Origin of the sequence: Atopobacter sp. AH10 (assembly GCF_003664595.1) — a bacterium.
Lineage (GTDB): Bacteria > Bacillota > Bacilli > Lactobacillales > Aerococcaceae > Atopobacter.
In genome coordinates this window covers 26,389-47,960 of the sequence record NZ_QXPZ01000015.1, presented here as the reverse complement: position 1 = coordinate 47,960, position 21,572 = coordinate 26,389, and the positions used below count along the sequence as shown (strand labels likewise).

Sequence of the window (21,572 nt, the reverse complement as noted above, 5' to 3'; positions counted from 1 at the left end):
GAAGAGATAAATAGGAAGAAAGGAGGGTGATCATGCGAGCAGTCTTAATTTCTTGCTTTCATTATTACGAGCAACGTTTAAAGTATGTGGAAGCTTATTTAAAAAGTAAGGGTTATGAAGTGACCTACATTACCACGGACTACGATACCGTTTTAAGGCAACCTGTCCAACTAAATCAAGAGGGGGCTATACAACTAGCCGTCCTTCCTTATAAAAGAAATCTTTCTTTCGAGAGACTATACTCGCACGCTAAATTTGCTAGAGATGTGCGTAAGGCAGTAGAAAATCTAGCCCCTCAAGTTATTTTTTGCATGATGCCACCCAATGCTCTGGGCTATCAATTGAGACGTTACAAAGAAAAGCATCCAGATGTGTGCCTTTTGTTTGATATTTATGACATGTGGCCGGAATCGTTTCCTAATTCACGCTTGAAATTCTTGAGAACTCTGCCATTTTACTTATGGAAAAATTTACGAGACCAAGCCTTAGCCGCTTCTGATGGATTTACTTATGAATGTAAGTGGTATAGCAATTATTTAAATCAAGAAACCTTAAAGAAACGCCCTCATGCACCTTTTTATTTAGCACAGGATTCTGTTGAAGCTATTGAATTTCCAGCTAAAAATTTTGAGACAATTCGTTTCCTTTACTTGGGATCGATCAATAATGTGATTGATATTGACTTGATTGTCCGTTTCTTGAAGTTGATGAATACTTATCGCCCAGTCCATTTAGACATTATCGGTGGTGGGGAAAATGAACAGCTTCTTTTGAAGGGATTAGAGGAAGCAAAGATTGCCTACAAGTCTCACGGCATGCTTTTTGACGACGAAAGTAAACGTCAAATTATAAAAGAGGTCGACTATGCCTTGAACACCTTCAAGGAAACTTCAACGGTAGGCTTAACCATGAAGTCAGTGGATTATTTCAAATATGGCTTGCCAATTATCAACACCATCCCTGGGGATACAGAAGAATGGCTAAAACAATATGGATTTGGCTATCAAATTTCAAGAGAGGGTTTAGAGGACTTGTGCCAAGACCTGTTAAAGGTCACTGATGAAGACTGGAGAAGGATGTCAGATCAATCGAGAAAGTTATTTGAAGAGTATTTTACAGCTGAACAAGTGAAAAAGAAGATCGCCCTATTTTTAGAACGGGTGGTGCCTCATGACTAGGCCTTTTGTAAAAAGAGGGAAGGATGAAGTGGAAGGACCTTCGAAAAGAGGGAAAAGATATGTCTAAAGCTCGCTTATTTGCTAAACATTTTTCCTATAATACCCTAGCCACCTTGCTTTCTATGGCGATTCAAATCTTTGTGATTTTAGTCGTAGCGAAGTTTGTTGGGCCTAGACCTTTTGGCTATTGGCAATTGTATGTCTTTTATGCAACCTATTGTGGCATCCTCCATGCGGGTTGGTGTGATGGGCTTTACTTGATTTTTGCGGGCTATAGACGAGAAGACTTGCCTTGGACTTGGTTAAAAAAGAATAGCCTCCACTATTTCACCGTAGAATTACTCCTATCCCTAGCTATAGCTATCTGGGCTTTACTCACTAAGGAAGGGCCTGTACTTTTAGTAGCTTTAGCTTTGGCTTTAACGGTTCTAGTCACCAATGTAAGGAATTATCTCTTTTCCTTGATGCAAGCGACGAACCATCTGGTGGTATTTGCCAAAACCAATATCTTAGACCGCTTGATCTATTTGTTGGTCATGATTTTTTGCCTTCTTTCTGGAGTCAGATCCCTAGGGCTTCTCTTGGGGGCCGATCTTCTTTCTAGAATTATAAGTTTAGGCTATGCTTATCGCCAATTTTACCGTCCGGGACTAGCTGGTTTAAGAAGAAAACAAAAACCAGTTGAGATAAAAGAGGGGCTAGCTTCTCTTCAAGGGGAAAGTGTGAAGTCGAATGAGAAGGCAGAGACTGAAAGCCTTAGCCAACTAGACCTATCTCCTAGAACCGTTTTTCACGCTGGGGCAGCCTTATTATTAGCTAATTTAGCTGGTGGATTATATATTGGGGTCGTCCGCTATTTTATTCAGAGGAACTACTCCATTGAAAGCTTCGGCCGTTTATCCTTGATGATTTCTATGGCCAATTTAGTGATATTTTTTGTGAATGGGGTCAGTGTAATTGTTTTCCCTTTCCTCAAAACGGTAAAAGCAGAACGACTAAGGGCTAACTATCAATCGCTCAAGAGACTTTTTGTCTTTGCGACAGCTTTTCTTCTTCTAGGCTATTTCCCTATTCGCTTAGTGATCAGTTATTGGTTACCTCATTATGGAGAAGTGATGCAACTCTTTGCTTTTGTCTACCCTTTGTTTGTCTTTGAAGGGCAATTAGCCTTATTGACGAATTCTTATTTGAAAGCTTATAGGGAAGAAGTGGCCATGCTCAAGTGGAATGGGATGCTTTTAATCCTAACGATTCTTTGGACCTACTGTAGTTTGCAACTAGGGCGAAATCTCTGGATGACTTTTGCGGGATTACTGATGGTTTACATGATTAGACTTTTGGGGAGTGAATGGCTTTTAAATCGTCAGCTTAAGCTAACCCTTTGGCCGGATAACTTGCGGCAATTGACTATCTTGCTAGTTTATCTCATCCTAGCGAATAGTCTATCTGTAGGCTTAGGCTTTATTCTTTATAGCCTAGGCTTGGTCGGGTTGGCTGTCCTCATCCGCGGGGAAATAAAACAAAATATTCGAGAAATTTCTTTTGAAGAAAAGTCAGAGGAAGAAAGGAGCAAGCATGGAGACATCTAAAACAGTGGTGGTCTTAGTGACTTACCAACCAAAAGAAAAGACTGTTCAATTGTTAGAAAGTTTTATCCATGAAGGGCAAGCCTTTCTCCTTGTGGATAATGGGTCCAAAGCTTCAGCTATTACCGCTAAATTACAAGAACTTTGCCAAGAAGGAAAAAGAAAGCTGGATCTTTTAGCCAGTGACTGGATTAGCTTGGAGGAAAATAAGGGGCTAGCAGCGGCACAAAATGTAGGCATTAGGAAAGCTAAGGAGCTGGGGGCAGAAGGAATTTTCTTTTTCGATCAAGACTCAGCTATTCCTGACCACTTCTTTAAGGATATGGTTTTGGAGTACAATCGTTTGCTGAAAAACTATCCTATTGGGATTTTGGCGCCTAACCTGTATGACTCTAATTTACATCAATATGGCCGCTATGCCCGTTTAACTCCGCATGGCTATGAAACCCTACATGATATCAAACAAGCAGAATCAGTCAGCTTTGTCGTTTCTTCGGCAAGTTTTATGCCGATAGAAGTTTTTGAAGGGGACGATTTGTTCCGGGAAGAATTCTTTATCGATCAGGTGGATACAGAATGGAGTTTACGGCTCCTCAGTCGTTCCTATGCCATTGTGGTAACCAATCGAGTGACTTTTTCGCATACCATTGGCGATCGTACAGAACATCATTTCCTGGGCTTGACGATTCGCCCTAACCACCATGGAGCATTGAGGAAATTCTATATTTTCCGTAATGGACGAAAGACTATAGAGATCTATGGAAAAACCTTCCCTGGCTTCAAGCGCTTAATGACCTTTCGCCTGATTCATGATGTCTTAGGTGTAATCCTTTATGAAAAGGACAAGGAGAAGAAAATTTCCGCCATGTGGAAGGGTTGGAAAATGGGCAAGCAAGCACTCGAGGAGTGGAAAGCATATGAAGACTAAGACAGGGAAAAAATACTGGCTCTTTCATGCCTTGTCTATCTTGCTGATTCTAATGCTAGTGGCCTTGATGTGCTTGAATCGAGGGAACCCAGACTTCCAAAACTATAGCAATTTTTATTGGGATAAAGATGATTTCTTAAAAAGACAACATGAGATGGGCTTTTTCTGGCTAACACGGCTGGGAAGACTATTAAATCTGACCTACGAGCAATTTTATACGGCAATCACTGGGCTGGGCTTGTTTAGCCTCATAGCCTGGTTTTACCGCTATAGCAAATATCCTGCTCTAGCTTTAGCTTTTTATATGGTCTTTCCCTTTCTCTTGGATATTGTGCAATTGCGGAATTTCTTAGTGATGGGGATTGCCTTATGGGCCTTTAGTCTCTTGATGGAAGCTAAGGAGGAACCGACTTATCGGTATTTGTCTTTATCTTTGCTTTTATTAGCAGGAACTATTCACAATACCGCTTTTATCTATATTCCTTTTTGGCTAGTCCTGCAGTGGCCTAGCATTTGGGTCATACTGAGCTCTGGATTGGCTTTTACAGTGAGCCTATTGATCCCTCGCTTTTTAACAGAAGCCTCCTTAGCCCAATCTTCCTCGCATGTTTTGCAGAGGTATGCTTATCTTTTTAGGGGGCAAGTGTCTTTGCCTGGGCGGATTTTCTTCATTAGTTTATCTTTAGCCTTATGCCTTGCTGTCTATTTTATCCAATATAGTTTGGATCAAGATCGCTTGCTAGAAGCTGGGGTGAAGCCCAAAGCTTTTCAGTCACTCAGTCAATTGGCTAAAAAATTGAGCTATTTATCTTTTGGTTTGATGCCACTCTTCTTCCAAAGCGTGGATTTCTTCCGTATTTTTCGGAATTTCTTACCCCTTTACTGGTTGCTCTTTAGCATCTATTTCCTAGTGCCTTTGAAAGCTCAGCACAAGCGATTGGAGAAGCTAGTCTTGAGTCTTTTTTTACTTGGAATTCTTTGTGTGACCTGTTATGTACTCTTGATTTTTAGCAATACGGATAATGTTATTCGGACGGTATTCAAGGAAAACATACTCTTGCGTCTGATTGAATTAAGAGGACAGTAAAAAGTTATAGGGCAAAGGATAGGGGAGGAAGAGTGTCCTATCTCTAGGCTCAAAAAAGAAGGATAGCCATCGCTTGACTTGCTAAAGGGAAAAGAAAGATGGCGGATTTTAGAATGAACTTAGACAAAAAGGGATATGGCGGATTTTATAATGAACTGAGCTACCCAATTGTGAAAAAAAGAGCCTCCAGCAGATAGTTCTGCTGGGGACTCCATAATTCGATGAAGACTTTGTTTTTGGCTAGTGGGAAAAGGATAGCTGTTGCTAGGGCTTCCTTTCTCCTTATTTCAAGGGGTGTATAGTGGTGAATTTAAGACCCTGTTCCCCCCTGATGAAAAAGTCGTTTTATGGGGGCTAAGACCCTGTTCCCCCCTGATGAAAAAGTCGTTTTATGGGAGCTAAGGCCCTGTTTCCCCTGATGAAAAGGCGCTTTATGGGGACTAACGCCCTGTTTCAGCCAATCGCAAGAGGTATTGACCGTAATCATTTTTTCTTAGTTCTTCAGCCATTGCAGTTAATTGATCTTTGTTGATATAATTCATCCGATAGGCAATTTCTTCTAAACAAGCAATTTTAAAGTTTTGCCGTTTTTGAATGGTTTGGACAAAGTTGGCGGCTTCTAAAAGAGATTCGTGAGTACCCGTATCTAGCCAAGCATAGCCTCGACCGAGCAATTGAACATGAAGTTGATCACGTTCGAGATAGGCGCGATTAATATCGGTAATTTCCAATTCGCCACGAGCAGAAGGTTTTAGGGACTTGGCTATTTCAATGACTTGATTATCATAGAAGTAAAGACCTGTGACAGCGTAGTGACTCTTTGGCTTTAAGGGTTTTTCTTCAATAGATGTCACCCTTTGTTGATCGTCAAAACCTACCACACCAAAGCGTTCTGGATCTGAAACGTGATAGCCAAAAATAGTAGCACCAGATTGTTGCTTTGCAGCGCTTTGAACGAGGCGACTGAGGCCATCGCCATAGAATATATTGTCCCCTAGAATGAGAGCGACGGAATCCTCGCCAATAAAGGATTCACCGATAATAAAGGCTTCTGCCAGACCTCTTGGAGAAGATTGGACGGCGTAAGAGAGCTTTAGACCTAATTGATGCCCGTCCCCCAATAATTCTTGGAAACGAGGGGTGTCATCTGGTGTTGAAATAATAAGAATTTCTTTGATATTGGCCAGCATGAGAACCGAAAGAGGGTAATAAATCATTGGCTTGTCATAGACTGGAAGTAGCTGTTTAGAAATGGATCGCGTAATAGGGTATAAGCGTGTGCCAGAACCTCCAGCTAAAATAATACCTTTCATGAGAATTCCTCCATCTTGCATTAATAAATCAAGTATAACAAGAGCTAGGAAACTTGTGAAGATGAAAAACAAGCTTATAGAAGTAGAAAAGCTATAAAGAATGAGATAGTGATGGAAAGGAGAATAGACAATGGAAGGGAGGAAAATGATGACAAAAACACCTCAATTCACCGTTTTGATGTCTGTTTATGAGAAGGAAAAGCCGGAATATTTGAGAGCATGTTTAGAAAGCATGAAAAATCAAAGCTTGTTAGCTGATGAATGGTTGATCATATGTGATGGCCCTTTAACCAGAGAATTAGATCAAGAATTGGCATGTTTTTATGATCAATTTCCTGACAGGACGAGAATTCAGCGCTTTAAAGAAAATAGAGGGCTGGGAGAAGCTTTAGCAGATGGTGTCAAATTGGCCAAGTATGAATATATCGCTCGTATGGACACGGATGACATTGCCAGACCTGATCGTTTTGAAAAACAACTAAATTATTTAAGTGAACATAAAGAAGTGGATATTTTAGGGTCGAATATTACAGAGTTTGATCAAGATCCTAAAGAGATCAAAGCCATTCGAAGCGTACCAGAAACGCATGAAGAAATATATGAATATGCGAAACGTCGGAATCCTTTCAATCATATGACAGTTGTCTATAAAAAATCAGTGGTCTTAAAAGCAGGAAATTACCAAGCCCTAAAAGGCTATGAAGACTATTATTTATGGGTGAGGATGCTGAAAAAAGGCGCCATTGCAGCTAATTTAAAAGAGAATTTAGTGAATGCAAGAGCCAATGCTGAAATGTATAAGAGAAGAGGGGGATTGAGCTACTTTTTAGCCAGTCAAAAGGCCTATCAGACGATTTATAAAGTGGGTCTAGCTTCTCCTAAAGATAAATGGATCAGAGAATTAGCTCAATTGTTGGTGAATCTATCTCCCGGATGGTTGAGGGCAAAATTGTATGATACTTTATTAAGGAAAAAGAGAAAATGAAGCATAAGAGCGTTTGTTAAGGGGAGCAGCTCTTTTATAAGGACTTGTTTTAGAAAGGAAAGCTATGAAAAAATTATCAGTATCTAAAATCGAATGGTGGAGTAAGTTGATGTTTTGCCTACTAGGAATCATCAATTGTTTACCTGTTGTATATGACTGGATCAAACCGGCCTATCAATTGGCAACTATGATGGTCTTTTTGATCACAAGCTGGCTATTATGGGGAAAAAAATATAGGGATAAACATTTTATATGGCTTTTTGCCCTTTTCCTTGGGACGCAGTTTTTAGCTACATTTGCTAATGCCAGAAGTCATCTAATAGGGAATCTAGTACATATTGTTTTCGTCATGAGCATTTGCTTGATTACCCTAGTTGGCGATAAGGAAGTAGGGGAAAAATTAGTAAAATGGCTAGCTATTTGCCTACAATTTTTCTCTTTTGCTTGTTCCGTGTTCGCTCTTGCATTAGCTGTATCTGGTCTGTCAACCACCTTGTATTATGGGAAACATGTGGCATTACGTTTAGGGTTTCATGGGGGGAGATTGTTTGGTCTTTTGAACCCTAATGGGGGAGCTCTGTTAGCCGTTATTAGTATGACCCTAGCTGTCTATCTTTATCGTCACTATCCTCAATATAAAAAAGCTTTAATGACAAACATGGCCTTACAATTCATTTATTTTTCCTTACAGCAAAGTAGGGGGGCGCTCTTATGTGCTATGACGGTCTTGTTTCTTTTGACCGCCTTTGTTTTTAAGAAGGAAAGAATTCGGCAACAAATCCTCTTGCTTATGACGAGCTTCCTACTTCTTTTTTCTGCTTATTTTATGACCATAAAAGTTGCTGAGAAATATGGGGAATTTATTCGTTCAGAATCGATTGAAAGGCTCGAATCTGCAGATGACGAGGGAGAATATGGGGAAAGTAGAGAATTTAGTGTCAAATCAGGTAGTCGCTCCCAAATCTGGGTGAGAGCCCTAAAAATGGGACAGAAGCAACCTGTATTTGGGTATGGATTCCGGAATATCAAACCGAATATGGCGAAATTCTTTAAGACTTTTAAGATGAAAGAGGCTTTAGGCGGTGGATTTCATAACATATTTCTGACTGTATTTGTGGCTTCAGGAATGCTTGGTTTGGTAAGCTTTATCGTCTTATTGGCTTACATTGCCTTTTCCTTCAGCAAGTACATTCTTTTATCGGATAATGTGGATGGAAAGATTATTATGGCACTTGCACTAGCCTATTTACCAGTGCAATTAGTTGAAAGTATCATTATGTATTCCCCAAGTGGTTTTAATATAATTTTTTGGTTCTTAGTGGGGATAGGATTTTATTACAATGAACTGTGGATGAGGGAAGGGAAAAACAGTGAAACGTTATCTTAAACGCTTAAGAGAGCTTAAAGCGAAAGATTGGCTTGCCCCTATGATTTTTCCTTTCGCTTATATCGTTGCTAAATTATTTTATCGCAAGCAAAAGGATTTGATATTGATTGGGGAATCTAGAGCTGAGGCTAGGGATAATGGCTACTGGCTTTTTCGCTATATTAGAGAAAAAGTTCCTGAACAAAGAGTGGCTTATGTGATCGATTTTGATTCTCCGGATTACGATAAGGTAAGGGATTTAGGCGAGTGTATTCCTTATGGCTCTTTTAAACACTGGGTCTATTACCTATCTTGTGGGGTCATTGCAGTGAGTCAAAAAGAATGCAGACCGAATACAGCCTTCTTTTATTTTTTAGAAGTTGCAGGTTTTCTAAAAAATAAACGGGTTTTTCTCCAACATGGGATCACTATTTCTGATGCGAAGTGGCTTTATTATGATCAGACTAAATTTTCAGGATTTATTTGTGGAGCCAAACCAGAATATGATGCGATTTTGAACGATTTTGGCTATCCTGACTCTTCTGTACGGTATTTAGGCTTTCCAAGATTTGATCAATTACATGAGACAAAGGTCAATCCTAGGCAAATTTTACTCATGCCTTCTTGGAGAAGTTGGTTAGTGAATAAAACGGATGCTCGTTATGAATTTAATGAAGGAGACGATTTCACTGCTTCTGAATATTTTATAAAGTGGAATGCATTTTTATCTGATCCAACTTTAAAAGAATTCTTGGAGAAGAACGATCTACAATTGATATTCTATCCTCACCGCAACATGCAAGTGCATTTGAATGAATTTACGAAAACTTCTGATCATATCCAAATGGCCTCTTGGAAAGAACATGATATACAAGACTTGTTGAAAAGCTCAGCCTTTATGATAACGGACTACTCCAGTGTCTTTATGGATTTCGCCTATATGAAGAAACCTATGTTGTTTTACCAATTTGATCAGGGAAAATTTCGAAAAGGACAATATGCTAAGGGGTATTTCGATTATGAAAAAGATGGCTTTGGACCGGTGATAAAAGAGGGAGCGAAACAAGTGGTGGCCTATTTAGAGAAGTCTTTTGCCAATGACTTCCAATTAGAAGAGGCATATTTGGCTAAAATTGACCGCTATTTCCCTTTGTATGATCAAAATAATTCTCAACGTGTCTATGACTTTTTGAAGGAGCTGTTAGACGAATGCGCTCAATAGCGATGTTAATTTATGATACGTCCTTAATAGGGGGAGCAGAACGCATTTCCTTAATGTTAGCCAATGATTTAAAGGACTATCGCATCACTTTAATCAGTGTGTTTCAAGAAAAAGGAAAAACTATCCTGCCGGTTAGACCGGATATAAAGCAATATGTGATCAGTGATGAGACCGTTAGAATACCTTTGCATTTGATAGGCTTTTCTAACAAGATTGCCCAAATTTTGAAAGAAGAAGAAGTCGATATGCTAGTCGCTGTGACAGCAGGGGTAAACAGTTTAGCCGCATTAGCCGCTAGAAAAGCGCAGCTACCTTGGCTATATTGGGAACATTCTAATTTAAAAAATAATACCTATGGCTTGAAGCACCGTCTGCGCCAATGGATTGGGGTTCGTACGGCCTGTCATATTGTGACGCTTTCAGAAGCGGATCGCCAATTTTTTTGTGAAACTTTCCGATTGGATAAAAATTTTGTGACAGCTATTCCCAATTATTTTTCTTTCACTCCACCAACTCAACCCTATCGTATAGACTGCAAACGCATTGTTAGCGTGGGACGGTTGAAGTCAATCAAACAATTTGACCATGCCATTGCCGTAGCTTCGAAAGTATTTGATCGCCATCCTGATTGGACTTGGGATATTTACGGTGAAGGAGACGAGCGAAGTCATTTAGAATCTTTAATAAGACAATTTAATTTAGAAAAGCATGTTTTTTTAAAGGGATCTCACCCTAATCCAGTGGATATTTTAAGTGAATATAGCTTTTTAGTCGTTTGCTCTCGTTATGAAGGAGGCCCTATAGTTGTCCAAGAAGCCCAATCGCAACTATTACCAACTATTTCATATGATTGTCCAATTGGACCACGTACGCTGATTGATGATGGGGTCAATGGCTATTTGGTGAAAGACCAGGATCAAGAAGATTTAGCGCATAAGATTAATTATTTAATTGACCATCCAGAAATACGACTTGCTTTTTCAAAAAAAGCCAATAAAGATTTAGGTCAATATACAAAAGAAGTCGTCACTGAAAAATGGCGGCAACTGTTTTTGAAACTGCTGTTAGGAGAGGAGTCATAAAATGGGATCATCAATGAAAAGAGGGCAAGAGCACTTGCCGTTTATTTCTCTGATACTTCCCGCCTATCAAGCCGAAAAAGATCTGGATAGAACTTTACAATCTATTGTGGATCAAGATTATCCCCATAAAGAAGTAGTGGTCATTGAAAATGGCTCGACAGATAAAACCTTTGATAAAGCTGTAGAATGGTCTAAACGCTACCCCTTTATTTTAGTCAAAAAGAGTTTACAAAAAGGGGTTTCTGCTGCACGTAATCTGGGTTTAGATGTGGCTAGTGGAGATTGGATTGGCTTTTGTGATGCAGGGGACTATTTCTTTCCTGGAGCCTTGAAAGAAATGAGTCAATATGTAAAGGATCATCCTAATAAAGCTCTCTTTGTTTTTGGCTTCACAGTAGCGGCGAAATCCGGGCGTATATGGCAACATGAAAGGATCCATTTTGAAAAGTCAAAAGCAATGTCGGCCTTATCATTGGCAAGACGGATGTTATATGATAATCGTATCATGGGTTCTGTATGGAATAAATTTTTCCAAGCTAAAGCGATAAAGAATTATCGTTTTAACGAAGAATTAAGCCATTGCGAAGACATGAATTTTTGCTTGAATTGGTTACTGGATCATCCAAATTCTTCTGTCTATCTATCGAATAAATGTCTCTATGCTTATGTCAAAGATCCTCAATCAGCTACTCAAGATAAAAAAGGTTTATTTCATATAGATGGTCGCTTAAAATATCTGGATGCTTTTCTACCGCTATTGGATAGAAAAGATGTGGATACTTGGACAAAAGCTTTGATCAAGCGCAATATATTCCGCTTGCTTCATCGCTATCGTGGGACAGCAAAAGAATTAGGCCTGCCTATGGAAAGTATGGACTGCCAGTATAGGCGTTATAGGGGCTATTTTTATGGGAATATGCCATTACTTATTTGGCATTTGTTCAGAAGATTTCAGATGAAATGGAAAGTGAAAGCAGAAGCTTTGGAAGGAAATGGAGCAAGCGATAGAAGGGGGGGCAAGGATGAAGAGCACTAAGAAAACTTTTATAACAGGCTTGTCTTATACCTTCTTTGCCAATATTTTTTCAACCTTTGTCTCTTCTTTATTTATTCTCATTATTCCTAAGTTAATCGGAGTAGCAGAATACGGTTATTGGCAACTATTTGTCTTTTACTCCGGTTATATAGCCTACATGTCTTTAGGCATAACGGATGGGATCTATTTACGTTATGGTGGTTTAGAGTATGAAGACTTGCCTCGAAAGAAATTGATCGCACAATATTGGAGTTTAGCGGCTTTTGAGGTTTTAGTGAGTGTAGGGGCCTATTTGGCTATCTATCCAAGGATCACAGATGCAGATCGAGCCTTCATTCTTCTATTTGTCTGTATGGTAGCTTTGCTGACTGTTCCAAAATCTTTGCTGACTTTTTGTATGCAGGCAACCAATCGTATTAAAGACAATGCTGTGACCATTATCATTGAAAAAGCGGTGTATTTCCTTATCGTTTTGGGAATGTTATTGTTCCGCTTTTACTCTTTTAAATGGATGATTGTAGCAGATATTTTAGGGAGAGTAGCCTCTAACCTTTTTGCGGCTTTTAGAATGAAAGAGATCGTTATTGGAGAAATGGCAGATTGGCGGACGACAATCAAGGAACTATTTATCAATATGCGCATCGGAAGTAAATTGATGGTTGCCAATTTATCAGGTATTTTGATTATTGGGATCATCCGATTTGGGGTAGAACGCAATTGGGGAATAAAAACCTTTGGGCAAGTATCTTTAACCCTGAGTTTAAGTAATATGATGATGTTACTGGTTAATGCAGTTGGGGTCATCATGTTCCCTATGCTTAGGAGAATGAATAAAGATAAATTGGCTCTAACTTATCAGACCATTAGAGAAGTTTTGATGGCAGCCCTTTTTGCGTGTTTATGGGGATATTTTCCAATTGTATTCATCTTGGGGCGTTGGTTACCTCACTATGCAGCAAGTTTCGACTATATGATTTTACTTTTTCCGATGATTGTCTTTGAAAGCAAGATGGTCTTATTGATCAATTCTTTTTTAAAAACATTGCGTTTTGAAAGGGCTATGCTATTGATTAATCTTGCTGTGCTGGCGCTATCTGCTGGCATGACTTTTTTGACCGCTTATTGCTTGAAAAATCTACAATTGTCTATTCTGAACATCACTCTGATGGTTGCTTTGAAGGCGATTATTTCTGAGTATTTTCTTGGTAAACAATTGGGGATGAATATGGGTAAAGGAATTCTTATGGATAGTATAATAGCAGCAAGTTTTATTCTTATCTGCTGGCGACTACCGTTTTCTCTTGCAGCGATAGCTTATTTAGCTGTATATATTCTCTATATAGTGTTGAAGTATTCTAAATTAAAGACTGCCCTAGCCTATATGTTGAAAAGCTAGTAAAGTCACTGGATATATTTAAAAGCTGCTGGGCCTATAAAGCTTAGCAGCTTTTCTTTATGGCGGAAGGGGAGGGATGATTAAAGCTTCTGAACAAAAAACGTAGATTTTGGGGTTTCTTTACTCATAAACTGATATAATGAAAGTAAGAAACTGATTGAGGAGATGACCTGAATGAAGAGAAAGCATTTGCTTTTGAGTGCCTGTGTGTTCACTTTAGGAACTATCGTGGCTAATCAAACTGTTTATGCGGATGAAGAAGCATCAACAGATGACTTGGCTACTAGTGTAGTGGCTACTGATGAAAGCAAAAAGGATGAACGGAACAGTGAGACATCTACTGAAGCAAATACTTCTGTTGAAGATCGTGCTAGTGCATCAAAGGCTACATCGGATGAAAAGGAGAGCCTAGCAGTTGACAATAAAGAAGCTACGGCTACTGATAAGGAAGAAAAAAGCAATTATTATAGCGATTCTGGAGATGAAGTAGATCTTTCTTCAACGGAGGATGCTAAAAAGCAAGGTGACCAATACCTTGTAAGGCCCCAAGAAGTGAACTACAAAGGAACTCTGGTTAGGACAAAACATACTCTTGATACGAAGCCATGGGGGGTAGCTGGTTATAGAACCCTTAAGCATGATTTAAGAGACTATGACCGCCAAGCCGTGACAGTGACCAAGGAAGCAAAGACGACTCGGGCAAGCTGGCTCAAGGTGACTTTTGAAGATGGTTTAACAGGCTGGGTAGACCGGATAGCTATTTATAAAGCAGAAGACTACCTAGGGGAAGTAGAGAAGCTTGATGGACAAGCTAAAGTCATTCGAGGTCGTCATACTTTAGATACGCGTCCTTATGGAACAGCAGGTTGGAAAACGCTAGAAAGTCAAGTGAACAAACGAGTGGGTCAAACGGTAAAGGTGCAACAAGTGGTGAAAACGACTCGGGCAACTTGGGCCTATGTGACTTTCAGTGACAGAACTTCTGGATGGATAGATGTCGTTGCCTTGTCTACCATAACTAAAAGAGAAAAAGCACCGTCAGACCACTATACTTCCGCAGTTAAAGAAGAAGCTTTAGTCGGTCAAATAACAGGAAAGTCTCATACGATTGATAGCTTACCTTGGGGGATCGATGGCTTTAAAACTATTGTAGATAGAAGAGATTATAAAGACTACCGTGGCGCTGAAGTTTTAGTGACAAAGAGTGTTTCGACCAATCGGGCTTCTTGGCTTTATATCAATATAGTTAATAAAGGGCTTAGTGGCTGGATCGATAAAAATGCTATTACGATCACTGGCGAAGCTTTTCTAGCTCAACCAGAAAAAGAAGATTACTATGCAAAAGTCATTTCTACTAACCATACTTTGGATAGTAAACCTTGGGGGACAAAAGGCTTCAGGCAAATTCGATCTCGGGCTCAAATGAGACCTTATCTCGGTCAAGTGGCTCACGTGACTCAATCTGCTCAAACTAAACGAGCTAATTGGTCGTTTATTGAGTTCAAGGATGGGTTGAATGGTTGGTATGACAAGAATGGCTTGAAGAAAGTAGCTGACAAAGATTTCCCTGCATCGACAGAAAAGCCTTTGCCTAAAGAAGTTCCTTTGCATAAGGGAGATCAATACACAAGCGAAGTCAAAGAAGTGGATTATAGCGCTCATCTCTTAGATACCCACCATACTTTGGATTCTAAACCTTGGGGAGTGGATGGCTTCCGTACCTTGAGAGGAGTCAACCAAATGGCTGCTTACTACGGACAAGCCGTAAAAGTAACTAAAGAAGTGTCGACGACTAGAGCTAATTGGGCTTATATTACTTTAAATGATGGTCTTTCTGGCTGGATTGACAAGCAAGCCTTTGAAGATAGAGGCTTAAGGGCGCAATCATGGCAACTTCGTAATGGTGTCCTCTATGCAGGCAACCGTCGTTACAATGTGGGTCAAAACTTTATCACAGTGGATATCAGAAATCAAAGACTTTGGGGCGTTAAAAATAATAAAATTGTTGTAGATACGCCAGTTATAACGGGTCGACCAGGAGCTGATACACCACGTGGGCACTTTAAAATCCAACCTTATAAAGCTTCTCCTACTGTTTTAGTTGGCCCTACTTGGAGATCTCCGGTAAAATATTGGATTCCATTTAAGGGAAATATGTGGGGGATTCATGATGCTAATTGGCAACATAATGGTTACGGTGGCAATCGCTATCGGATCGGTTATGGGTCTGCTGGCTGTGTGAATACGCCATTAGGAGCTGTAAGTAAGCTGTACCGGACATTTGGGGTCGGTGCTAATGTGGTCATTTTCTAAAAGTTAAATCGAGAAAGTAGGTCAAGTTTCTTCTATTAATTAAGAAGCTTGACCCTTTTCATTGGACAAAACTTTCAATCATTTTCAGGAGGTATGGGATGAATCAGAATGAATCTAAAGTAGAGATGGCTTTAAGAATAGCCTTGTTCCTAGTTTTGGCCATCGCCTTTTGCTGGCCATTGCTGTCTTTTAGATACTACCCTTTAGTTACAGAGCAAGATACAAATTTTCATCTTTGTCGATTAATGAGTTTAGGAAATGTCTTTAGATCTCCGGTTAATTTTTCGATATTTCAAATGAATGGGATAATGCTTAATCCGTTTTATCCTTGGCAGACTTTCTATCCAGCGTATATGTTGACGAGGCTTTTTCACAATGTAGCAAAGGGCTTTTGGGTCTATTACATTTTGCTGAACTGGTTGACATTGGAGATTAGTTATTGGTCTGTTAGGGAAATAACTCAAAATAAGATAAAAGGGATGGCTTTTGCTATCCTGTACACTTTTTCATGCTATCGCGCCATCAATGGCTTATTTCGCTTTGCTATTGGAGAGTTTATAGCCATGAGTTTTTTGCCACTTGTATTTTGGGGGATGTATGAAATTTTCAAGGGCAATCCTAAAAGATGGTTTCTTTTAAGTCTAGGTATGACCTGCGTCATGTTTTCGCATGTTGTGACGACTTTCTTGCTTGTATGTGTGTTAGCTATACTTGGAATTGTGTTTCTCCTATTTGGCAAAGAGCGGACAAAACGATTGAAAGTATTATGTCTTGCGGCGTTCTGTTCTTTGGGCATGAATTTAGGACAAATAACGGTGATGGCCTATCGGATGAAGCAAAATCAGCTAAATTTTCCGTTTAAATTTGAAATGGTAGGGGAAACGCCTAATATTTTGTTAAAGGCAATGTTGAAAAATGACATGTCTGGCTATACCGTAGGACTAGTAGTTTTCTTGGGGATGATGTATTGCCTACTTCATTTCACGCAACTGACATCAGTCAATAAATTACTCGTTACTTTGGCAGGGATTAGTTTGTACATGTGTACGAATAAATTTTCATGGAAATTATTAGAATATACACCTTTATATTTTATACAGTTTCCTTTTAGATTGAATCTGTTTTCAACGTTATTTTTCATATATGTTAGTGTGGATCATGCTTTTTTAAAAAATAATAAAAGAGACAAGATCTATTCCAAAAGTGCCATTTCAGGAAAATGGTGGGTAATGATCTGTATCATTGCCTGCTTGTTTCTTCATACCTATAGCTTTTCGCATTTATTACAACAAGAAGGTTATCGATTTAGTAAAATTGACTATAGGAAAATTGAGAGAGTCACTCGGAACACTTTCACGCAAGATTACTCGCCCAAAGCGTATGCAGATCAAGTGGGTAGAAACTTTTATGAACAAAGACAAGCGACGATTGATGGGAAACGTTTCTATCCCAAAGAACAGATGGAGCCGTCGCACTATCAAGCCGATTTCATCAATCCTTTTCAACATACTGCTAGGGTGAATTTACCAATTTATTATTATGCTGGTGGAATAGCTCGCCTAGATGGGCAAGTGGTAAAGTTGAAAGCTTCTTCTCGTAATGGCGGTATACAAGTGGATTCACCACCAGGCCACCATCGATTGACCTTAACTTATCCGTATAAATGGTATGAAAAGCTAAGTTACTTTGTGTCCTTTCTTAGTCTAGCTTGCGTTTTATTTATTGCACAATATGAATTAAGAAAAAGCTTTTCTACAAAGGGTAGAGGATAGAAGAATTGACTTTATCTTTTCTAAGTAGGAATCTTAAGGAAATCAAGTGAACTATTTTATCAAAAAAAGTGAAATTTACTGCTACATGATCAACACTGCCCCTAAAAAGTTGGATAGCATTCTCCTTCTTTTGAGGCGGTGTTTTTCTTATGGGCACTTTGCTAAATGATCTAGTGGAGACATTTATTAAAAAAATTGATCTAATGACTTGGTTAAGCCAGTGCTTAGGTAATTAAAATGAGGGAAAGGAAGCCTTGGCAAAGGGGATTTAAAGGCATAGAAACAAGAGAAGTATCTTCTATGGATGATAAATAAAATCAATCATAAAACATACATCATTTATGGACATAATAAACTAATTGTATTATAATGATAGTTAACGAAATGGAAACGGTTGCTTAAAAAGGGAGGAGGACCATTCTTTATCTTAAGAGGGCTTTTTTGTGGATAATTAGCATTAATTTGGAGGGGAGACAAATGGATCAGGTAAATGATCTGATATTGAAGATTAATGACGTTTTATCGAATAACATATTGGTATTAGCTCTGTTAGGCTGTGGGCTATTTTTTACCATTTATACTAGGGGCGTGCAGTTTAGAAAACTAGGCCCAGCTTTTAAGAGCGTCTTTGGCGGAGTGTTCAAAAAGTCAGAAGATGGGGTATCTTCTTTTCAAGCCTTGGCAGTAGCTATCGCTGCTCAGGTTGGTACTGGGAATGTTGCTGGGGTAGCTACAGCGATTATTGCTGGGGGACCAGGAGCTATTTTCTGGATGTGGATTGCTGCCATCTTAGGGATGGGAACCATCTTTGCTGAAGCTTGTTTGGCGCAAAAGTTCAGAAGAAAAGATAGCCAAGGTAACTATGTAGGCGGACCATCCTACTATCTCACTTATGGTGTTGGGGCAAAGTTCCCTAAACTTGGGAAGATTTTAGCTGTCTTATTCTCTATATTTATCACGGTTGCTTTAGGTTTTATCGGAAATATGGTGCAATCTAATTCCATTGCGACTGCCATGCAAAAGGCCTTCCAAATTCCCGTTTTGTGGTCAGGTGTGATCATTGCGATTTTAGGGGGACTCATTTTTGCTGGTGGGATCAAGCGTATAGCCAATTTTGCCCAATTAATTGTTCCGGTGATGGCGGTCATTTATCTGGTCTTAGCCGTCTTGATTCTCTTTAACTTTAGATCGCAATTGCTTCCATCACTAGCTTTGATTTTTAAAGCAGCATTTAATCCACAAGCAGCTTTAGGTGGAGCTTTGGGGGTTACTGTTCGTCAAGCTATCACTAAAGGTGTGGCACGTGGATTATTCTCGAATGAAGCAGGGATGGGGTCTACACCACATGCCCATGCGACAGCTATGGTCGATCATCCTGCTGACCAAGGCTATATTGCTATGGTGGGTGTTTTCATTGATACGATCGTGGTTTGTACCGCAACAGCTTTAATTATTTTGGTAACAGGAGCCCATACCTCTGGACTTGAAGGAGCCTTAGTGACACAAGAGGCCTTCCAACGTGCGTTTGGCGCTTTTGGGGCGGGTGCTTTAGCAATATCCCTAGCCTTCTTTGCTTTTTCAACAGTTATTGGCTGGTATTACTTTGGGGAAACAAATATGAAGTTCCTATTTGGAGAAAAAGCTCTTTGGCCTTATAGGATTCTTGTCATGTTCTGTATTGTTTTTGGATCCGTTCAAAAAATTGATGTGGTATGGAACATGTCCGACCTCTTTAACTCCTTTATGGTGGTACCTAACGTTATCGGGATCATTCTCCTCCATAAATATGTGAGAGAAATGCAAGAAGAAAAAGAAGCTTTGGAGATTTCAAGCTTAGACAAACGCTAATAGACTTTTAATACAAAAGGTGACGAGACCTGTGCTAGCTTCAACAAGTTGATCCTTTATGATCAACTTTAGCGGCACTAGGCTAACGTCACCTTTTTTGTCTTGTTTAATCGGACGGCTTTTAATAAAATGGTTAGGATGGGTAAGGAAAATTAGCAGAAAAAGTAAAGAAGCTAGTCTAAAGACTCTTTTCATAGTAGCCACTGGTGCTTGCTACAAATTGCCGGTATACAGTAGCGACTAGCGCTTGCTACAAATTGCCGGTATACAACAAAATGAACTAGTGCTTGCTACAAATTGTCGATATATGGCAAAATGAACTAGCGCTAGCTACAAAGCGTAAGTATGGAAAAGATTCTACTAGCGAGTAAAAATTTGGATGAGGAAGGTTTTTTATGTCGAGACGCCTATTATCAGTTATTGTTCCCTGTTTTAATGAAGAAGAGTCTATACCTTTGTATTATGAGGCTATGGAGAAAATACGCCAACACTTGCCTGTAGACTTGGAATACATTTTCGTGAATGATGGGTCAAAAGATCAAACATTAGATTTATTAAGAGCCTTATCTAGTGAAGCTCCAAACGTACATTATATTTCCTTTTCTCGTAATTTTGGGAAAGAAGCGGCTATTTATGCCGGACTCAAGGAAGCTAGGGGAGATTTAGTGACTTTAATGGATGTTGACTTGCAAGATCCACCAGAATTGTTGCCAGAAATGATAAAGTTAATGGAGGAAAAGCAACTCGATTGTGTTGGAACCCGACGAGCGGATCGTGAGGGAGAACCGCCTATTCGAAGCTTTTTTGCCCGTCTCTTCTATCGCTTGATTGCGACTATTTCGGAGACCAAGATGGTAGATGGGGCGAGAGATTTTCGCTTGATGACCCGTCAGATGGTGGAAGCTATTTTAGAATTAAGTGAATACAATCGTTTCTCCAAGGGACTTTTTTCTTGGGTGGGATTCGAAACCGAGTATATTTCTTTTGAAAATAGGGAACGTCAAGCCGGGGAGACGAGTTGGTCTTTCTTTAGCCTCTTGAAATATTCGATTGATGGGATTGTGAATTTCTCTGAAGCGCCTTTGAATATCGCCTCGATTGTAGGCTTAGTGTCTTGTTGCCTATCGGGTTTAGCCTTATTATTTGTGGTCTTTAGAGCTTTGGTTTATGGAGATCCTACAGCAGGCTGGCCTTCTTTGGTGGCGATTGTCATCTTTTTTGCAGGCTTACAATTGCTTTGCCTTGGAATTATCGGGAAATATATTGGGAAAATTTTCCTTGAAACAAAAAGAAGGCCAGTTTATATTGTGAAAGAGAAAAAATAAACGACTAGAGTGAATAGCCATAGAATCCGCTCTTTACTATGTGTAGGGAGAAGAGTGAGGCCTATTGATGGGAATGGGGAAGTTTAAATCATTGTGTATCGTTTAAAGGAAAGGGGACGACATAGCCTAATGGAAAAAGCTATCGCTTCGCCTAAGAGAACAGCTGAATTGCTAAAACAGTATGGGCTCAATGCGAAAAAAAGTTTGGGGCAAAATTTTTTGATGGATACGAATATCCTAGATAAGATGATAGAGGCTGGAAAAATTGATAAGTCTACAACGGTCATTGAAATTGGGCCAGGGATAGGGGCTTTGACGGAGCAACTCTTGTATAAGGCAAAAGAGGTATTTGCTTTTGAGATTGACCAACGCTTTATCCCGCTACTTGAAACAGAGTTAGGAGATAAGGGAAAACTAAAGGTCATTAACCAAGATATTTTAGAAGTCAATCTGAAAGATGATTTACCAGAACAGGTGGAACGTTTAGCTGTTGTGGCCAATTTGCCATATTATATTACAACACCGATCATTATGCATTTGTTGGATAGTGGCCTACCGGTAGATTGCTTTGTTTTGATGATGCAAAAAGAAGTCGCCCAACGAATGACCGCCCAGCCTCATAGCAAAGCCTATGGATCCTTGACGATTGCCATTGATCTAGTATGTGAAAGTGAAATAGCTTTTACCGTACCTAAGACTGTGTTTAATCCTCAACCTCGTGTGGATTCTGCTGTGTTAGTCTTAAAACGCCGCAAAGAATTAAAAGTGCCAGTCGATTCTATCGAATCCTTTGAATGGATTGTTCGTCAATGCTTTACTCAACGGCGCAAGACGCTATGGAACAACTTAACGCAAGCTTTTGGCAAAGCTGAGATGGTAAAAGTTGCTTTACAACAAGCTCTAAAAGAAGCTCAAATACCAGAACAAAGTCGGGCGGAGCAATTGTCTATTCAAGAATTTGCTCGTTTATATGAGGCGATTCGTTCTAAAACTGATTTACGCCCGTTAATAAAGGCACAGGATTAAAGTGTTGTAGGATAAGTTGAAGGGGAGCATAGAAGGGACTGGAAGCTAGACCAGTCCTTTTTGTCTTAAGGGGATAACAGAAAAATCCTTGCGCTGACAGCTGGCAAGG

16 protein-coding genes are annotated in these 21,572 nt (G+C 39.6%); 15 read left to right on the top strand and 1 reads right to left on the bottom strand.

All coding sequences use genetic code 11. The features are described 5' to 3' along the window. Positions 1–32 precede the first annotated feature (32 nt). Genes D3H64_RS03310 through D3H64_RS03295 form a run of 4 tightly spaced genes read left to right on the top strand, consistent with a single transcriptional unit; the run spans position 33 to position 4,779 of the window. Complete coding sequence (locus D3H64_RS03310; RefSeq protein ID WP_121564776.1) at positions 33–1,178, top strand: hypothetical protein; 1,146 nt, start codon at positions 33–35, stop codon at positions 1,176–1,178. A 23-nt stretch (positions 1,179–1,201) separates the two neighbouring features. Continuing rightward, complete coding sequence (locus D3H64_RS03305) at positions 1,202–2,767, top strand: hypothetical protein (RefSeq protein WP_121564774.1); 1,566 nt, start codon at positions 1,202–1,204, stop codon at positions 2,765–2,767. Next, positions 2,754–3,692, top strand: coding sequence for a glycosyltransferase (locus tag D3H64_RS03300; RefSeq protein WP_121564772.1), 939 nt, complete (start codon positions 2,754–2,756; stop codon positions 3,690–3,692). The genes D3H64_RS03305 and D3H64_RS03300 overlap by 14 nt, the downstream gene beginning before the upstream one ends. Then, a complete protein-coding gene (locus tag D3H64_RS03295; RefSeq protein WP_158589211.1) occupies positions 3,682–4,779 on the top strand; it encodes an EpsG family protein in 1,098 nt (365 codons plus the stop codon). The genes D3H64_RS03300 and D3H64_RS03295 overlap by 11 nt, the downstream gene beginning before the upstream one ends. Positions 4,780–5,219: 440 nt before the next feature. Here the strand turns inward: D3H64_RS03295 and rfbA are convergent, their stop codons facing one another. Next, the gene (gene rfbA / locus D3H64_RS03290; protein WP_121564768.1) at positions 5,220–6,092 is read right to left on the bottom strand and encodes a glucose-1-phosphate thymidylyltransferase RfbA; all 873 of its coding nucleotides are present in this window, start codon (positions 6,090–6,092) and stop codon (positions 5,220–5,222) included. Between the two features lie 130 nt (positions 6,093–6,222). On the opposite strand from rfbA, the gene D3H64_RS03285 reads away from it, so the two are divergent. The 11 genes from D3H64_RS03285 (at position 6,223) to rsmA (ending at position 21,463) form a co-directional block, all read left to right on the top strand. Continuing rightward, positions 6,223–7,077: a glycosyltransferase gene (locus D3H64_RS03285; RefSeq protein ID WP_233554873.1), complete on the top strand. Its 855-nt coding sequence runs from the start codon at positions 6,223–6,225 to the stop codon at positions 7,075–7,077. A 64-nt stretch (positions 7,078–7,141) separates the two neighbouring features. Then, positions 7,142–8,464 (top strand): O-antigen ligase, encoded by a 1,323-nt coding sequence (locus D3H64_RS03280; protein ID WP_121564766.1) that lies wholly within the window; start codon positions 7,142–7,144, stop codon positions 8,462–8,464. Beyond that, positions 8,448–9,665 carry a CDP-glycerol glycerophosphotransferase family protein gene (locus tag D3H64_RS03275; protein WP_233554872.1) on the top strand — a complete coding sequence of 406 codons (1,218 nt, stop codon included), beginning with the start codon at positions 8,448–8,450 and terminating at the stop codon, positions 9,663–9,665. Before D3H64_RS03280 ends, D3H64_RS03275 begins: the two co-directional genes overlap by 17 nt. Then, positions 9,653–10,747 carry a glycosyltransferase family 4 protein gene (locus D3H64_RS03270; RefSeq protein WP_121564763.1) on the top strand — a complete coding sequence of 365 codons (1,095 nt, stop codon included), beginning with the start codon at positions 9,653–9,655 and terminating at the stop codon, positions 10,745–10,747. The genes D3H64_RS03275 and D3H64_RS03270 overlap by 13 nt, the downstream gene beginning before the upstream one ends. Before the next feature lies 1 nt (position 10,748). Next, the gene (locus tag D3H64_RS03265) at positions 10,749–11,783 is read left to right on the top strand and encodes a glycosyltransferase family 2 protein (RefSeq protein ID WP_121564761.1); all 1,035 of its coding nucleotides are present in this window, start codon (positions 10,749–10,751) and stop codon (positions 11,781–11,783) included. Beyond that, positions 11,770–13,179: a hypothetical protein gene (locus D3H64_RS03260; protein WP_121564759.1), complete on the top strand. Its 1,410-nt coding sequence runs from the start codon at positions 11,770–11,772 to the stop codon at positions 13,177–13,179. The genes D3H64_RS03265 and D3H64_RS03260 overlap by 14 nt, the downstream gene beginning before the upstream one ends. A 174-nt stretch (positions 13,180–13,353) precedes the next feature. Further along, entirely contained in the window at positions 13,354–15,492 is a 2,139-nt protein-coding gene (locus D3H64_RS03255; RefSeq protein ID WP_121564757.1) for a L,D-transpeptidase, read from the top strand. 98 nt (positions 15,493–15,590) lie between these two features. After that, on the top strand, positions 15,591–17,264 hold the full coding sequence (locus D3H64_RS03250; RefSeq protein WP_121564755.1) for a hypothetical protein: 1,674 nt from the start codon (positions 15,591–15,593) through the stop codon (positions 17,262–17,264). A gap of 477 nt (positions 17,265–17,741) precedes the next feature. Beyond that, positions 17,742–19,112 (top strand): sodium:alanine symporter family protein, encoded by a 1,371-nt coding sequence (locus tag D3H64_RS03245; RefSeq protein ID WP_121564753.1) that lies wholly within the window; start codon positions 17,742–17,744, stop codon positions 19,110–19,112. Positions 19,113–19,507: 395 nt separating this feature from the next. After that, positions 19,508–20,437 (top strand): glycosyltransferase family 2 protein, encoded by a 930-nt coding sequence (locus D3H64_RS03235; RefSeq protein WP_121564749.1) that lies wholly within the window; start codon positions 19,508–19,510, stop codon positions 20,435–20,437. Positions 20,438–20,566: 129 nt separating this feature from the next. Further along, positions 20,567–21,463 (top strand): 16S rRNA (adenine(1518)-N(6)/adenine(1519)-N(6))-dimethyltransferase RsmA, encoded by an 897-nt coding sequence (gene rsmA, locus D3H64_RS03230; protein ID WP_121564747.1) that lies wholly within the window; start codon positions 20,567–20,569, stop codon positions 21,461–21,463. Positions 21,464–21,572: the final 109 nt, after the last annotated feature.